The organism is Cyanobium sp. Tous-M-B4, from assembly GCF_024345395.1.
Taxonomy (GTDB): Bacteria; Cyanobacteriota; Cyanobacteriia; order PCC-6307; family Cyanobiaceae; genus Cyanobium_A.
Window position 1 is genome coordinate 1 of sequence record NZ_JAGQBA010000008.1, and the last position, 15,291, is coordinate 15,291.

General features: G+C 63.5%; 15 protein-coding genes and 1 pseudogene. 8 read left to right on the forward strand and 8 right to left on the reverse strand.

Going from position 1 to position 15,291, the window contains the following annotated elements; translation table 11 throughout:
- A pseudogene (locus KBY73_RS13975) lies at nucleotides 1-250 on the reverse strand (photosystem II q(b) protein); the annotation flags it as partial.
- 260 nt (nucleotides 251-510) lie between these two features.
- Between KBY73_RS13975 and KBY73_RS13980 the strand changes: the two are divergent.
- A complete protein-coding gene (locus tag KBY73_RS13980; RefSeq protein ID WP_254937678.1) occupies nucleotides 511-867 on the forward strand; it encodes a hypothetical protein in 357 nt (118 codons plus the stop codon).
- 161 nt (nucleotides 868-1,028) lie between these two features.
- Nucleotides 1,029-1,352, forward strand: coding sequence for a hypothetical protein (locus KBY73_RS13985; RefSeq protein ID WP_254937679.1), 324 nt, complete (start codon nucleotides 1,029-1,031; stop codon nucleotides 1,350-1,352).
- Here the strand turns inward: KBY73_RS13985 and KBY73_RS13990 are convergent.
- Nucleotides 1,349-2,299 (reverse strand): aspartoacylase, encoded by a 951-nt coding sequence (locus KBY73_RS13990; protein ID WP_254937680.1) that lies wholly within the window; start codon nucleotides 2,297-2,299, stop codon nucleotides 1,349-1,351. The two genes, KBY73_RS13985 and KBY73_RS13990, sit on opposite strands and share 4 nt — an antisense overlap.
- Before the next feature lie 71 nt (nucleotides 2,300-2,370).
- Here KBY73_RS13990 and KBY73_RS13995 point away from each other — a divergent pair, with 71 nt between their 5' ends.
- The 4 genes from KBY73_RS13995 to KBY73_RS14010 all read left to right on the forward strand — a co-directional run bounded on the left by KBY73_RS13995 (nucleotide 2,371) and on the right by KBY73_RS14010 (nucleotide 6,293).
- Nucleotides 2,371-3,345 carry a glutathione S-transferase C-terminal domain-containing protein gene (locus KBY73_RS13995; RefSeq protein ID WP_254937681.1) on the forward strand — a complete coding sequence of 325 codons (975 nt, stop codon included), beginning with the start codon at nucleotides 2,371-2,373 and terminating at the stop codon, nucleotides 3,343-3,345.
- A complete protein-coding gene (locus KBY73_RS14000) occupies nucleotides 3,342-3,983 on the forward strand; it encodes a DUF2301 domain-containing membrane protein (protein WP_254937682.1) in 642 nt (213 codons plus the stop codon). The genes KBY73_RS13995 and KBY73_RS14000 overlap by 4 nt, the downstream gene beginning before the upstream one ends.
- Nucleotides 3,980-5,869 carry an ABC-F family ATP-binding cassette domain-containing protein gene (locus tag KBY73_RS14005; protein ID WP_254937683.1) on the forward strand — a complete coding sequence of 630 codons (1,890 nt, stop codon included), beginning with the start codon at nucleotides 3,980-3,982 and terminating at the stop codon, nucleotides 5,867-5,869. The genes KBY73_RS14000 and KBY73_RS14005 overlap by 4 nt, the downstream gene beginning before the upstream one ends.
- 205 nt (nucleotides 5,870-6,074) lie before the next feature.
- Entirely contained in the window at nucleotides 6,075-6,293 is a 219-nt protein-coding gene (locus KBY73_RS14010; RefSeq protein WP_106632635.1) for a CP12 domain-containing protein, read from the forward strand.
- Between the two features lie 35 nt (nucleotides 6,294-6,328).
- On the opposite strand, the gene obgE is transcribed toward KBY73_RS14010, so the two are convergent.
- Nucleotides 6,329-7,339, reverse strand: coding sequence for a GTPase ObgE (gene obgE, locus KBY73_RS14015; RefSeq protein WP_254937684.1), 1,011 nt, complete (start codon nucleotides 7,337-7,339; stop codon nucleotides 6,329-6,331).
- A 38-nt stretch (nucleotides 7,340-7,377) separates the two neighbouring features.
- On the opposite strand from obgE, the gene KBY73_RS14020 reads away from it, so the two are divergent.
- Nucleotides 7,378-8,604 carry an ABC transporter ATP-binding protein gene (locus tag KBY73_RS14020; protein ID WP_254937685.1) on the forward strand — a complete coding sequence of 409 codons (1,227 nt, stop codon included), beginning with the start codon at nucleotides 7,378-7,380 and terminating at the stop codon, nucleotides 8,602-8,604.
- On the opposite strand, the gene KBY73_RS14025 is transcribed toward KBY73_RS14020, so the two are convergent.
- The 5 genes from KBY73_RS14025 to KBY73_RS14045 all read right to left on the reverse strand — a co-directional run bounded on the left by KBY73_RS14025 (nucleotide 8,592) and on the right by KBY73_RS14045 (nucleotide 14,396).
- A complete protein-coding gene (locus KBY73_RS14025; RefSeq protein WP_254937686.1) occupies nucleotides 8,592-11,033 on the reverse strand; it encodes an endonuclease MutS2 in 2,442 nt (813 codons plus the stop codon). The genes KBY73_RS14020 and KBY73_RS14025 overlap by 13 nt on opposite strands.
- Complete coding sequence (locus KBY73_RS14030; RefSeq protein WP_254937687.1) at nucleotides 11,030-11,419, reverse strand: VOC family protein; 390 nt, start codon at nucleotides 11,417-11,419, stop codon at nucleotides 11,030-11,032. Before KBY73_RS14030 ends, KBY73_RS14025 begins: the two co-directional genes overlap by 4 nt.
- A 20-nt stretch (nucleotides 11,420-11,439) precedes the next feature.
- Entirely contained in the window at nucleotides 11,440-12,336 is an 897-nt protein-coding gene (locus KBY73_RS14035) for a hypothetical protein (RefSeq protein ID WP_254937688.1), read from the reverse strand.
- A 64-nt stretch (nucleotides 12,337-12,400) separates the two neighbouring features.
- Nucleotides 12,401-13,402, reverse strand: coding sequence for a porphobilinogen synthase (hemB, locus tag KBY73_RS14040; RefSeq protein WP_254937689.1), 1,002 nt, complete (start codon nucleotides 13,400-13,402; stop codon nucleotides 12,401-12,403).
- A 25-nt stretch (nucleotides 13,403-13,427) separates the two neighbouring features.
- Entirely contained in the window at nucleotides 13,428-14,396 is a 969-nt protein-coding gene (locus KBY73_RS14045; RefSeq protein ID WP_254937690.1) for a DnaJ C-terminal domain-containing protein, read from the reverse strand.
- Between the two features lie 204 nt (nucleotides 14,397-14,600).
- Here KBY73_RS14045 and KBY73_RS14050 point away from each other — a divergent pair, with 204 nt between their 5' ends.
- Nucleotides 14,601-15,203 carry a hypothetical protein gene (locus tag KBY73_RS14050; protein ID WP_254937691.1) on the forward strand — a complete coding sequence of 201 codons (603 nt, stop codon included), beginning with the start codon at nucleotides 14,601-14,603 and terminating at the stop codon, nucleotides 15,201-15,203.
- Nucleotides 15,204-15,291: the final 88 nt, after the last annotated feature.

Here is a 15,291-nt window from a genome sequence, read left to right on the forward strand (position 1 = left end):
GAACAACAGCACCGGAGATGATGTTGTTGCCGTACATCAGGGAGCCAGCTACGGGCTCACGGATGCCGTCGATGTCGACAGGGGGTGCGGCGATGAAGGCCACGATGAAGCAGATGGTGGCAGCCAGAAGGCAGGGGATCATCAGCACACCGAACCAGCCCACATAAAGGCGGTTGTTGGTGGAGGTGACCCAGTCGCAAAACTGGTTCCACGCAGAAGCGCCTTGGCGCTGCTGAATAGTGGTTGTCATGAGAACGAGAAGAGGGTGTTCCAGAGGAACGGGTATGGAAGGTGGCAAGCCACCAGACGGAATCCCGTCGAGCGCAAGAACATTGCGCAACACAACTGTAACGGAAGATTGCGGCTTTGGTGAGAAGGCTGGTCAGGGGGCGCCAAAGCCCTGCTGATGAAGCCCATAAGTACCGCTGATGTTGGGGTGCGACAGGGCAATCCATAGCCAGCCGGCCAGACCACTGCTAAGCAGAGGACAGCTAAGGATTCGTCTCCGGCATGGCCCTGCTCGTTCGATTTAAAGCCCTGCCTATACGGGCCAGCCTGGCCACCACAACCGTGGCCGCAGCCTGCCTGTTCTCTGCTGGCTGTCAGCGGCAACCATCAGCCGAGCTGCAAAAGCTGCAGCAGCGCCAGGAGCAGTTGGAAGTAAAGATTCAGCAGCTTGAGCAGAAGCTCAACACCGTGGCTCCCGGCAACGGGGCCGACCCGGCCGGCAAGCCCCCGGCTGGAGCCATCAAATCACTCACATACCGCAGCGGCACCTCAGACGATCGCCTGCGCATTTACTGGGCCGACGGCAGCACCACAAACCTGCCTTGCAAGCAGGAGCAGTCCACCTTGGTGTGTGGGTAAGTCGCCTTGACACTGACAGAGCCGCTGCGTTGAGCTGGATCTGTCACATCCATAAACCCATGGGTTCACCTTTTGCTTCAGCAGCGGCGTTATTAAGTGCGCGACTGCTGGCGGGGGGCTTATTGGTAGCCAGTTGCCTGGGCGCTGGCAGCCTGTCATTTTTGAATTCCGCTCCGGCCCGGGCCCAGGCGGAAGCACCCGTTCCATTCAGTGCCGTGCGGGCCCTCAACTTGGCTCGCAACACCGCAGTTCAGACCAACGGCGGCTTGGGGCTCTACCGACCAGAAAAGTGCATGTTTGAAACGGCGAGCGCCGGCAACAAATGCCTGATCAGCTCAACCAGTGATGGCTATCTATTTCGCTTCCTTGGCGGAGCACCTGGCTGGCAGCAGCTAAGTCTGGCTGCAACGGTGGAAACCGAAATCCGCGTATCCAGTGACGGGCGCACCGTCCTTGGCATTGATTACAACGGCGCCCCCCGTTAGGCCAGCTGGACAGCAAGGGCTGTCAAAGCTGGCAACCATTCAGACCCAACCGGCCAACATTCCCTGCGAGTGAGGCTTAGGGCAATGCCCTTTTCGCCGTAGGCGGCCTCATTTACAAAGACGGGCCAGACGGAATCCCCCGCCAAATCCGGCGGCAGGGCCAGGCCAATTTCCTTGCCGCAGGGATCGATAAACACCGGATCTCCCGAACGCAAGGGACGCCAGTCGCGATGCTGTAACGCTGGATGCAGGCAGGCGGCAGGTGAACCATCTGGATGGCGCGGCAAATCCAGGCTGCCCAGATGGCAATGCACCACAAGCTCAGCCGGCAGCCTTAGGCGGCCTCGCCGAGCTGCCGCCAACACGGCCAGGGCCGCCTCAACGCCGAGCTGGCTTTGACGGCAGATCGGAGCCTGGATAACCCCCTGGGGCACCGGACCCACCTCGATCACCAGGCCGCAGGGCCAGCGCTCAACCAAAAAGCCCGTTTGGGAAGCATCGGCCTCGTGCAAGTAAATCGGCAGCCCCAACTCCCCCTGCAAACCCGCCGCCAGAGCTAGATCGGCCGGCCTCCGGCCGTAGAGCACCAAGGAGTTACCCATAGCGCTGGTGGTGCTGTGTAGGTCGAGCACCACCAGCGAAGGAGATTCAGCATCAGGGCCATGGCAAGCGAGCAGCTGGCGAGCGCGCTGCAGATCAGCTTCGTTTCTCGAGGAATCCGCCAGCAGCTCGGGGGCAAAGCAGCGGTTTAAATCCCGCTCCACATAGCGCTGATTGGCTTTGTGGGCAGCAGGGTTGCCAAGCACCAGCGCCACATCAAGGCCGTGGCGCTGCAGGGCCTCGGGCTGGCGGCGCCAGTGCTCCAGCAGCCAGGGGGCGTTGCGTTCATTGCCGTGGGTGCCGGCCACGACCAGCACCTGGGCCGGTTTGACGATTTGGCTGATCAAAAAGAAGAAGGCCAGAAATGGATTTCAGCCCCAGCCTGACGCAGATTCAGAGCTCTGCCGCCCCCGCAACCATGCCTCCCCCCGCCCCCTTGGTGCGCACGGCCCGCGCGATCTGGCACTGGCAATGGCACCAGCTCATGGGCGGCCTGGGACCGGCCGATGCAGAGGGCAACTACCGCCGCCCCAGCGGAGCTTTCTCGGCGCTGCCGCCCCTGCCCAGCGAAGCCGGGGCGGCTGATGGGCACGTGTTGATTGTGGGGCGCAGCTGCCCCTGGGCCCACCGGGCCTGGCTGGTGTGGAGCCTGCGCCAACTGGGCTGCAGCATCAACCTGGTGGTAGTGGACCCCGATCCAGCCGAGGGGCGCTGGCGCTTTGCCGAGCCCTTCGAGGGCTGCGCCAGCTTGATCGAGCTCTACCAGCAATCCGGCGCTGATCCGGGGCAGCGGGCCACGGTGCCGGCGCTCTATTCCCGCGGTGAGAGGCGGATCCTGGTTACGGAGAGCGCCCGGCTGATCGAGCTGCTCAACCGCTGGCCCGCACCAGCAGGGCCCGATCTGGAGCCCCATAACCAGCAGGCAGCCACAGAGAAGTGGCGCGCGCGGCTGCAGGGCGACGTCAACGACGGGGTGTACCGCTGTGGTTTCGCCCGCACCCAGGCCGCCTACGACCGGGCCGAGGCGGCCTTGTTTGCGGCGCTTCTGGACGCCAATGGGGCCTTGGAGCAATCTCCTTGGCTAAGTGGGGACCAACTGAGCCTGGCCGATATAGGGCTTTTCCCGACCCTTATCCGGCTGGAGCTGATTTATGCGCCCCTGTTCGGTTGCAGCCGCATACCCCTTTGGCAGCTTCCAGCCCTATGGGACTGGCGCCGGCGCTTTTACAGCCTGCCCGGCGTGGCCGAGACCTGCTTCCCGGAGGCCTGGCGCAGCGATTACTTCGGCGCCCTGTTTCCCCTCCATCCCTCGGGAATCATCCCGGCCGGGCCGCCACTCGCCACACTGGTGCAAGGCAGACCAGTACAGGAAAGCAGCGAGAACCATCCATGACTGATCCGATATTTGAAGGGGTGTACGGCACCTACACGATTGACGCCACCGACCGGCGGGAGGTGCTCGGTTACCGCCTTGCCCTCACGGCGGTGGCCGTTGGCCAAGCAGGCCTGCTAGTGCAGTGGCGGCAGCTGGGAGCCGACCAGCTCTGGCCCTGGATGCTGCTGATGGCTGCGGGGCTGGGCCTAGCTCTGCGCTGGATTCACATTTACTTAGTGCCCTTGCACCGGGCCCTGCAGCTGTTCTGGCTACTGGGTTGCCTGGGGGGCCTGGCATTGGCGATCCACAGCGGCCCCGGCGCCATGCTGCCGGCCCTGGCCAGTCAGCCCCTCTGGATTCTGGCCATTGGCCCCTTTTTCGCGGCCTTGGCGGGGGTTGGCTTCAAGGAATTTTTCTGCTTCAGGCGGCCGGAGGCGATCGGCGTGACCCTGCTACTGCCTACCGCCCTGCTGGGCCACCTCAGCGGCTTGCTGCCAGGAGCGATCACCACGGCCCTGCTGGCCCTGGAGAGCGGGCTTTTGCTGGTGCTTTGCCTGCGCAAATTTCCCATGCCCGCCGCGGCAGATGTGGGCGACAAGAGCGTGTTTGCTTACCTCAAAGGCCAAGCTGGCGCAGCTGGGGAGGCTGCACTTTGAGTTTGATAAGCCTGGTGGAAGCCAGCAAGGACTTCGGCATCCGCACCCTGTTCGAGGGCCTCACCCTCCACATCGGCGAGCGGGAGCGGCTCGGTCTGATTGGTCCCAATGGGGCCGGCAAGAGCACCCTGTTGAAGGTGCTTGCGGGCAATGAGCCCCTCGGCAGCGGCAAGCGCCGCTGCGCCCCCCGCACCCGGGTGGTGCTCGTAGACCAGGAGCCCGAGCTAGATCCCGAGCACACCGTGCTCGAGCAGGTGTTTGCCGGTAGCGGCGAGAAGATGGCTTTGCTGCGGCAGCACACGGCCCTGAGTCAGGCCGTGGCTGATGGCCCCGACAACACCATCGCCCTGGCCCAGCTCAGCGACCTGCATGGCCGCATGGATCAGCACAATGCCTGGGGGCTGGAGCAGCAGTGCCGCGAGGTGCTGGAGCGGCTAGGCATCGCTGACATCGAGCGCAAGGTGGGCGACCTCTCCGGCGGCTACCGCAAGCGGGTCGCCCTGGCGGCAGCCCTGGTGGCCGAGCCGGACGTGCTGCTACTTGATGAGCCCACCAACCACCTCGACGCCAACGGGGTGGAATGGCTGCAGAACTATCTCGAGCGCTTCTCCGGCGCCCTGGTGCTGGTGACCCACGACCGCTACGTGCTCGATCGGGTCACCCGCCGGATCGTGGAGGTGGATCGGGGCCTGGCCCGCAGCTACGACGGCAACTACGCCACCTATCTCACCCATAAAGCTGAGGAGGAGGCATCGGAAGCGGCCTCAGCCGCCAAGTTCAAGGGCACGCTGCGGCGGGAACTGGCCTGGCTCAGGCAGGGTCCCAAGGCCCGCAGCACCAAGCAGAAGGCCCGCATCCAGCGAATTGAGGCGATGCGGGAGGCACCTCTGCGGCAGGGCCGCGGCCAGGTGAGCTTGGCCACCACCAGCCGGCGGCTCGGCAAGCGGGCCATCACCGCTGAGGAGCTGGAGGTAAGTGTGGGCGAAGGACCCGAGGCCAGGGCCCTGCTGCGCGCCTTCAGCTACGACTTCAGCCCGGAGGACCGGGTTGGCATCATTGGCCCAAACGGGGTAGGCAAGTCGAGCCTGCTGGAGGTGATCGCCGGCCGGCGCCAACCCAGCAGTGGCAGCCTGGAGCTGGGCTCAACCGTGAAGCTCGCCTACTTCGACCAGCACAGCGATGTGCTGCTCAAGCCCGACCAGAAGGTGCTGGAGGTGGTTCAAGCTGCCGCCAGTCGGGTGGCAGTGGATGGTGAGGAGCTGAGCGCCTCCCAGTTGCTGGAGCGCTTCCTGTTTCCACCAGCCCAGCAGCACCAGCCGGTGGCCAAGCTCTCCGGCGGCGAGCGACGGCGGCTGCACCTCTGCCGGCTGCTGATCGAGGCGCCGAATGTGCTGCTGCTCGACGAGCCCACCAACGACCTGGACGTGCAGACCCTGAGCGTGCTCGAAGACTTCCTCGAAGACTTCCGCGGCTGCGTGGTGGTGGTCTCCCACGACCGCTACTTCCTCGACCGCACCGTGGACCGGCTGTTCTGCTTCGAGAACGGTGAGCTGCAGCGCTTCGAGGGCAACTACAGCGCCTATTTAGAAGCGAGCTCCGCCCGCCAGGCCGCACCCAAGAGCCCCAAGAATCCAGCCCCGGTAGCGCCCCAAGCCAGCAAAGCGCAAACGCGGCGGCGGAGCTTCAAGGAGAGTCGGGAGCTGGGCGAATTGGAGCTAAACCTGCCGGCCTGGGAGCAGCAGCGCCGTGAGCTGGAGCTGGCCCTGGCCAGTTCAGGCAGCGATTACGCCGCCCTTGAGGGACTCACCCAGGAGCTCGCCGCGTTAACGGAGCGCATCCATTGCGGCGAGGAGCGCTGGCTCGAACTCAGCGAGCTGGCGGGGTGAAACGGGGGGCCTAGCCAGGGCCGGCCGCACCGCAGAGGACCCTGGGCTCACATTGTTGCCAATCCAACACATCGCCAAAGCTCAGCTCCCGGCGCCATTGGCGCTGCTCAAAGAGGTAGCAAGTGCACCTTCGGGGCATCGATCAAGATCAGGCGCCCGTAAGGTGAGCCGCGATGAGCTCCGGTCTCAAGTGGCCGGTATCCGAATGAAAAGCATCGACGAGCACATCCAGAAAGACCAGAGCGAGATCGAGGCAGCCAAAGCAGCTGGCGACCTAGGCAAGGTCCGCCACTTGGAGGAAGAGCTCCAGGGTCTCAAGGAGTTCAAAGAGCACCATCCCGAGGACAGCCACGACCCAACCCCACTGGAAGTGTTCTGTGACCTGAACCCTTCTGCCCCCGAGTGCCGCGTCTACGACGACTGAATTGACTAGGGCTTAATTGCCTACGGCTGAACTGCCTAGGGCTGAACGATGCCGAGCTGCTGCCACACCGCGGCCAGCAGCTGCGGCAAATTTTTGGAGGCAGCAGCTGAAATAGCCAGAACGGGCAAGCCGCCACGGGCCTGCACCTGCTGGCTCACCTTCTCCACCAGCTCTTCAAGGCTGGCTGGATCGAGCAATTCGATCTTGTTGAGCACCACCAGGCGGGGCCTCTGGTCGAGCCCATGGCCGTAGGCCGTGAGCTCCCCCTCGACCACGTTCAAGTCGGCGACCACATCCTCCGCGCTGGAATCGATCAGGTGGATCAGCAGCCGGGTGCGCTCGATGTGGCGTAGGAAGTCGTGCCCCAGCCCTGCCCCCTGGGCCGCTCCAGCGATCAAACCAGGAATGTCAGCAAAGACGGTGCCATCACCACTGGGCCGGCGCACCACCCCCAGGTTGGGCACCAGGGTGGTGAAGGGGTAATCGGCGATCTTGGGCCGAGCTGCCGAAAGCACCGAAATCAAGGTGCTCTTGCCGGCATTGGGCAAACCGATGATGCCAACTTCAGCCAGCAGCTTGAGCTCCAGCTGCAGCAGCCACTCCTCTCCCTCCCTGCCCTCGGTGAACTTCTCCGGGGCCCGGTTGCGGTTGCTGAGGTAGTGGGCATTGCCCAGGCCGCCGCGGCCGCCAAAGGCCACCAGTAGCTCCTCACCTGCATCGGTGAGATCGCCTAGCAAAATTGAGGTTCGGGCATCGCGCACCACGGTGCCGCAGGGCACCTTGATCACCAGATGGTTGCCGCTGGCACCGGTGCAGCGATTGGGACCGCCCCGGCGACCATCGACCGCCAAAAACTGCCGCTTGTACTTGAAATCCAGCAGGGTCTGGAGGTTGGCGTCAGCCACCAGCAGCACGTCGGCACCACGGCCGCCATCGCCGCCGGAAGGGCCGCCTGCTGGCACATATTTCTCGCGGCGAAACGCCACGATTCCGTCGCCGCCTCGGCCGGCCTTGACCGTTACGCGGGCTTGATCGATGAATTGCATTGGAACAAACCTAGGATCGCGCCGTCTGAAGGCCCGTCTTGGCAGAGGTTCGCTTCCAGCAGGTCAGCAAGACCTACCCACCCCGGCGCGGTGGTGATCCGGTGCAGGTGCTGCGCCAGCTGGATCTACAGATTCATGATGGCGAATTTTTGGTGTTGGTTGGGCCCTCAGGCTGCGGCAAAAGCACCCTGCTGCGTTTACTGGCTGGCCTAGAGCAGCCCAGCCAGGGGGAGATCTTCGTGGGCAATCGGCCGGTGAGCTCGCTGCGCCCAGCCCAACGGGACGTAGCCATGGTGTTCCAGAGCTATGCGCTCTATCCCCATCTCACGGTGGCCGGCAACATCGGCTTCGGCCTGCGCCGCAGCCGCAACCGCACGGCCCTTGAGCAGCTTCAAGACAGCCTGCATTTGGCCACCAGGCGGCTGCCAGGGCCCTTGCGGCTGCGCTCACGGCGGGAGGAGCGCATCGACCAGCGCATCGCCGAGGTAGCGGAAACCCTGGAGCTCGACCAGCTACTCGATCGGCTGCCCAAGGAGCTTTCCGGCGGCCAGAAGCAGCGGGTTGCCCTGGGCCGGGCCATCGCCCGGGCGCCGGCAGTGTTTTTGATGGACGAACCGCTCAGCAACCTCGACGCCAAGCTGCGCACCGGCACCCGCACCCAAATCGTTGAGCTGCAGCGACGCCTGGGCACCACCACCCTGTATGTCACCCACGACCAGGTGGAGGCCATGACCATGGGGCACCGGATCGCCGTGCTCAATGCTGGAAGGCTGCAGCAGCTCGGCACACCGATGCAGCTCTATCAGTGGCCCGCCAATTTGTTTGTAGCCCAGTTCATCGGCAGCCCGCCCATGAATCTGCTTCCGGTAACCGCGATAGGTGCGGGCCAGGTGCAGCTGGGCGGCCGCAAGCTGGCGGTTGAAGGTCCCCTCGCCGAGGTGCTGGCATCACGGGCAGGGGAGGCGCTCACTGGCGGACTGCGGCCCGAGCACTTCCAGCTAGCTCCCGCCACCAACCGCAACCTGCGGGCCGAGGTGAGCCATGGCGAAGCCCTGGGCAACGAACAACTGCTCACCTGCCGCCTGGAGGAGGGCGGTCACCTGGTGCAGGTGCGGGTCGGCCCTGAAACAATCCTGCCGCCGGGGGCCAGCCTGAACCTCGATATTGATCCCCGAGGCTGGCGCCTGTTTGATGCCAGCGGCGAGGCCCTGCCCCTGCTCCCTGAGCCCGCAAGCCTGGAGCCGACCCTGCCCTATTTCACGTAAATCACGCTGCAGCCAGCCCCGCCGTCGCCCTGCTCGGCGTCACTCACCCGCTCCACGTAGGGCACCGTTGCCAACCAGGCCCGCAGGCCGCGCTTGAGTTTGCCCGTGCCGATGCCGTGGATCACCCACACGGGACCATTGGCGGCGCGCAGCCGCTCCTCCAAGGCCGCTTCGGCTTCATGCACCCGCAAGCCGCGCACATCAACGGTGTTGCGCTCGGAGCGCACATCCGGGCCCGGGCCCCCCAGCCCCCGCTGACCCTTCACCTGCACCCGCACCTCAGGGGGTGAGGGTTTTTCGCCATGCAGCCCCTCGATACCGGCCAGCTCCAGGGTTAGCCGCATCACCCCACAGCGCACCGTGAGTTCCCGGCCGTCATCAGCGATGGAGAGCACCTCAGCGGCCTTGCCCAGCGACAACAGCCGCACCCGATCACCAACGGCGGGCATCCAGCCCCGGTGCTCGCGCCGCTCCGGGGTGGGGAGGTGCTGCTGCTCAAGCGATTTTAGCCGCTGGCCGGCCTGGCGTGCTGTTTCGCCTAGGGCGGCGCTACTAACCTCGCCCCCATCGCGCCCCTGGCGCAGCCTCCTGATGATGCGCTTCACCTCGTTCTGTCCCTGACGAATCGAGCGCTCCAACTGCTGGCGCCGCTGTTCCTGTAGCTCGGCGCTCTGCTGGGTCTGCTGTTGCCAGCGCAGCAGCAACTCCTCGTGCAACAGCTCGGTGCGGGCCAGTAGGGCGGCTGCCTCCTCGGCGGCCTCCTGCTGGCGTTGACGCTGATTTTCCAGGCCGGCGATCACCTGGTTCACCTCGCCCTCGCCGAGGGGCTCCAGCTGGGCGGCGGCGAGCTCCAGCACCGGCTCCCCCAGCCCCAGCCGGCGGGCAATCGCCAGGGCGTTGCTGCGCCCCGGGATACCCCACTGCAGCCGGTAGGTGGGCGAGAGGGTGTCCACATCGAAGGCCACCGAAGCGTTCTCGAAGCGTGGGTCGGCGTATTTGAGCGCCTTGAGCTCACCAAAGTGGGTAGTAGCGATCGTGAGCCGGGCCCGATCGGCCAGGTGCTTGAGCAAAGCCGTGGCCAGGGCCGAACCCTCAAGGGGATCGGTGCCAGCCCCCACCTCATCGAGCAGCACCAGGGAGGCGCCGCCAGCCGCGCCAGACCCCGGAAGAGCTTCGAGGATGCGGGCGATGCGGCGGATGTGGCCGCTGAAGGTGGAGAGGTTTTGTTGCAGCGATTGCTCATCGCCGATGTCAGCCAGCACCTGGCTGCACCAGGGCAGCCGCGGCGTGCCGCTGCAGGGCAAAAACAGGCCAGCCCGAGCCATAAGAGCCGCCAAGCCGACGCTTTTGAGAGTCACGGTTTTACCGCCGGTGTTGGGGCCGGTGATCGCCACCACCCGCAGCTCCGCTGCCACCAGCAGGCTCACGGGCACCACCGCATGGCCGCCCTGACGCCGCTGCTGCCAAAGCAGCAGGGGGTGGCGCAGCTCACGCAGCTCGAAGGGCGCGCTGGGGTCGTCTGCCAGCTCCGGGCGTACCGCCCCTAACCATTGGCCGTAGCGCGCCCGGGCCACCCCCGCATCCAGACGCACCAGCACCTGCTGGAGTGCGGCCAGAGCTTCAGCCTCCTCGCCCACCTGGGCGCTCAGGTCCGTCAGCACGGCCCGCTCCAGTTCCCGCTCGCGCCCCTCCAGGTCGCGTATGCGATTGCCCAGGGCAATCACCGCCTGGGGTTCGATAAACACCGTTTGTCCCGAAGCCGAGCTGTCGTGCACCAGCCCTGGCAACTGAGCGGCAGCGCCAGCCTTCACAGCCAGGACGGGACGGCCGTTGCGCTCCGAGATCACCGTGTCCTGGAGCATGGCGCCGCAGCGGCGCATCAGCTCCTGCAGTCGATCACGCCGATCTGAGCGGGCCCCAAGCAGCTGGCGCCGCAATCCCTCCAGGGGCGGACTGGCCCGATCCGCCACCCGGCCGCCCTCTTCAAGGCAAAAATGCAGCCGCTGCTCCAGCTCCGGCAGGGTGCGCAGCTCGGCCACCAGGGCCGTACAGACGGGCCGCAGCTGGGGATCGTCGATCTGGCGCCGGAGCCGGCGGGCCGCAGCCAGGGTGGTGGCCAGGGCCAACAACTCCTCGCCCGGAGCCGTGCCGCCCTTGGCGCAGAGGGTCACCAGCGCCGCGATATCGGCAACTCCCTGAAAACTCAATCCCCCCTCCAGCAGCCCGTCGAGGCCAAGCAGCTCGGTGGTTTCAGCGAGCAAGCGGCGGCTGGCAGCGAGGCAAGCGGGCAGGGCCAGCTCCAGGCAGGCACAGCGGCCTGGAGCTGTGCTGGCGAAGCTGGCCAGCTGCTCTGCGAGCCGCGGCCACTCGAGCAGCTCCAGGGCCTCCTGCTGAATTGGGGCCAATGGGGGGGCAGTGACGTCGTTCACCCGGGCAGGTTGGAGGGGATGCCGCCAGGGGGCTCGTAGAGCATCTCTAGCCAGTTGCCTTCCGGGTCTTGTAGGTAGAAGCTGGCAGTTCCGTCACGGTGGTCATGCACTGGGCCGCAGGAGCGGCCTGCCGCCACAAGCTGAGCGTGCACCGCATCCACCTCTGAGCGGTCGCGGAAATGGAAAGCAAAATGGGGCCCGGCAGCTTTGTAACTAGGGCTGAGCAGGGCCAAGCCCGTGCCGGCCCCAGGCCACTGCAAATAGGCCCAATCGGGGGCATCCCAGCAGAGCTCCAGGCCCAGGGAAACATAAAAGGCCTTGGCCCGCTCCATGTCCTGCACCCGCAGTGCCACATGGCCAAGGTGATGAACAGCAGCAGGAGCCATGGCAACTGAACCGGGTGAGTTCATTGTGGGTTACAGAACCGGATCTTGAGGATCTGATCGAGCTTCACCACCAACATCAGCCAGGCGGTGCCAGCCAGGGTGAGAAGGGGATAGGCGAGCGTGGGTGCAGGAATTACGAAGGGAAGCAGGGCCAAACCGAAAGCCGGAGCACATCGGAGGCGAGCCAACCTGAGCAGCAGCGCAGTAACCAAAACAGCCAAAAACGCAGCTAACGGACTCACTCCCAGAGCCAGCACTAATGCAATTCCAGCCACCGCCGCTCCAGCAGTAACCGCCAGCACGGCAAAGAAGCGGCCTTGCCAGGGACACTCATCAGCATGGGCCAACATCTCCCAGGCAATCACCAGCAAAGGGGGATACAAAACCAATTGGGATCCCAGCAACTGAACCATTACCAGAGCTCCCAGCAAGAAAACAGCCAAAGGCAGCAGCCAGGGAACCCTCTCCAACCAAGACTTGGGTGCAACCAAAGTTGAGATAGTTGGAACCAATGGGGAAACTTGAGCCCGAGCCGGAAGCGGCATCAAGTGAGAGCGAAGCATGACGATTAGGGCCAACCCACCTGTGCCCACCAAAATCGCCACCGGGTAAAAAAAACTCGTAATTCCCAGCACCAATGGCAATACCCCGGCTGAAATTGCGGGAATAACAGGCGAGCGCAGAAGCCGGATCACAAGCAAACAGATTGCCAGATCCAATATCAGCGCGGTGGGGCCATAGGGCAGGGTGCGGGTGAGCAGCACCCCAGGTACAGCAGTAAGCACCGGTGTCAGGGCCAGAAGCTTGGGGGATCGGGCCCAGCTACTGAGAGGATCGGCAAACACAACAGAGGCGAGCGCCCCCAGCTCTGGAAACAACAAATAACTGATGCCACTAGCCCTGGCCAGTGCAGCCATCAAAGCGATGTAACTAGCTGTAGCCAGATAAGGCCAAATCCAAAAATATCGGGAAATAATAAAATTACCCCTGGCGCAGCCACTGCGCAGCATCACAGGCGTGATAGGTGAGGATTAGATTGGCCCCAGCCCGCTTAAAGCACAGCAGGGTTTCCAGCACCACGGCCCGCTCGTCGATCCAGCCCTTTTCAGCGGCGGCCTTCACCATGGCGTATTCACCGCTTACGTTGTAAGCCGCAATTGGCAGCTCCGTTTCGCCGCGCAGACGGTAGATGATGTCTAAATAGGCAAGGCCAGGCTTCACCATCAAAATGTCAGCCCCCTCCTGTTCATCGAGCAGGGCTTCGGTGAGCGCTTCACGTCCATTGGACGGATCCATTTGATAGGTTGATTTATCATTCGGGATAGGCTTGCCCGCGCCAACCCGAGGAGCTGAATCAAGAGCTTCGCGGAAGGGACCGTAATAAGCAGAAGAGTATTTAGCTGTATAGCTAATGATACCGATATGCTCAAACCCCTCCTCATCGAGGGCTTCACGGATAGCCCCAACTCGTCCATCCATCATGTCGCTGGGGCCAATCAGATCCGCCCCGGCCCGAGCTTGGGCAACGGCCTGACGGCAGAGGATCGCCACGGTTTCATCGTTGAGCACTACCCCTTCCTCGCTAACGATGCCGTCATGGCCGTCACAGGAGTAGGGATCGAGGGCCACGTCCGTCATGATCGCCATCTCGGGGTGCACCTCCTTAAGCCGGCGAATAGCTCGGGGTATCAGGCCACCTTCGTTGAAACATTCAGCACCGTCTTCGGTTTTAAGGCCATCGGCCACCTTGGGAAACAGCACAACGCAACGAATGCCCAAATCCCAAGCGCGGCCCACCTCCTGCACCAACCCTTCGAGGCTCCAGCGCATCGCCCCAGGCATGGCCCCGATCGGCTCGTTGGTGGCGCCCTCATGCACGAAGAGCGGGTAGATGAAATCGGCTGCGCTGAGGTGGTGCTCCCGCACCATCGCCCGCAGGGCCGGGGTACGGCGCAGGCGGCGGGGACGGTAGGTGAGCTCCATGGCTGCGATCTGGCTGGGGTGGATCCTAGAGACGGGCCGCCTGGATCCAACCGGCGCGGGGATCGGCGCTGCGGGCTGCCCGCAGCTGCTCCAGCAACTGGCGCTCCTCAGCGCTTAGCTGGTCGGGCAACTTGAGTACCGGCGTAAGCAGCAGATCGCCGCGGCCATCCTTGAGGGGCCAGCCCTTGCCCTTGAGCCGCAGGCTGCGCCCCAGGGTCATGCCGGGCGGCACCCGCACGGAGGCCTCGCCATCGGGGGTAGCCACCCGCACCTCGCCGCCAAGAGCCAGCTCATCGAGGCTGAGGGGCAGCTCAGCCCGCAGCTGGTCGCCGTCCAGCTTCCACACCGGATGCTCCTGCAGCTGCAGGTTGAGGTAGAGGTCACCCCGGCGCCCGGTGCCGGGCTGCAGGTTGCCCTTGCCCTTGAGCCGCAGGCGGCTGCCGTGTTTCACGCCGGGCGGAATGCGCACCTGCACCCGCTCGTCGTTCACCGCCAAGGTGCGTTCGGAGCCGCGGAAGGCATCGGCGAAGGAGAGGCTGATGCTGGCTTCGGCATCGAGATTGATCGGGGCGCTGCGGCCACCGCCGGGCATACCGCCAGCAAAGCCACCAGGGAAGCCTGAACTGAAACCAAAACCGCCCGGGGCGCCGCCGGGGGAGGGGCCGCCAAACCGACCTAGAAGGTCGTTGATGAAGTCGTCGAAGTTGCCATAGCGGCCGAAATCAACGTCAACGCCGCCACTGGCCGAGCCACCGCCCGCCTGGCTCCAGTACTGGCCAAATTGCTCGTAGCGCCGGCGTTTATCAGGATCGGAGAGAACTTCATAGGCCTCGCTCACCTCCTTGAACTTGGCCTCAGCCCCCGCATCACCGGGGTTTACGTCAGGGTGGTACTGACGGGCCAGCTTGCGAAAGGCACGCTTGATGGCGTCGGCATCAGCGCCACGCTCCACCCCGAGCACGTTGAAATAATCCCGATAGCCGTTTGCGCTCATCGCAGTTCTGGCGTCAACGGCTCTAGAGGCTCCACTCTCTCAGCCAATAGCAGTCATCCCACTGCGCACCAGGGTGCGGAAGGCCGAACGGAGGCTGAAGCGGAGCTGTTGCGGCCTTGAGGCAAATGGCTAAGCGAATGCGAAGGCCTTCAGCGGCCCAGACGCATCGCTTAAGATGAGCATATATATGCGTCCCCCCCCGCAATGGCAGTCAGCCCTTCTTTCCTAAATTACAAACTTGACAGCGACGATCTTGATGATCATTACAGCAAGAGCTCTGAATATATTTCCTTTAGCGATGACGAGGAAGATGACTCAGATGATGACGATTCAGATGACAATGATTCGTCTGATGATTCAGAATACGACGATGATTCAGACGATGACGACTCAGATGATGATGACGACTTAGACGACGATTCCAGCAGCGACGACTCAGATGATGATGACGACTTAGACGACGATTCCAGCAGCGACGATTCAAACGACGACTACAGCCGCTACTCAGGATTTAGCGTAGTGGAGCAAAAATCCGACGCAGATACAATAACCAATTTCAATGCCTCCAAGGACAAAATTAAATTATCTTTTGATTTTGACGATGATATTGATTTCAAATTCACCGATTCCCGCCGAGAATTCCGGCAAGCATCATCCAGAAAGTTTGAAATTATTTTCAACGACAAAAACGATGGGCTTTATTTTAACGACAACGGAAGGCGCGATGGCCTTGGCGAGGATGGCGGACTAATTGCCCTAATAGTTAATTTGACCGGACGCCTGTCTGACGATAATTTTATCACCTAAAACCGTTTCTCGAAATTCTAATTATATTAGAGCTAGCGAGAAACGCTTGTCCGTTCCAATAGGGGGGTTTGCTAACAATTCAATACCC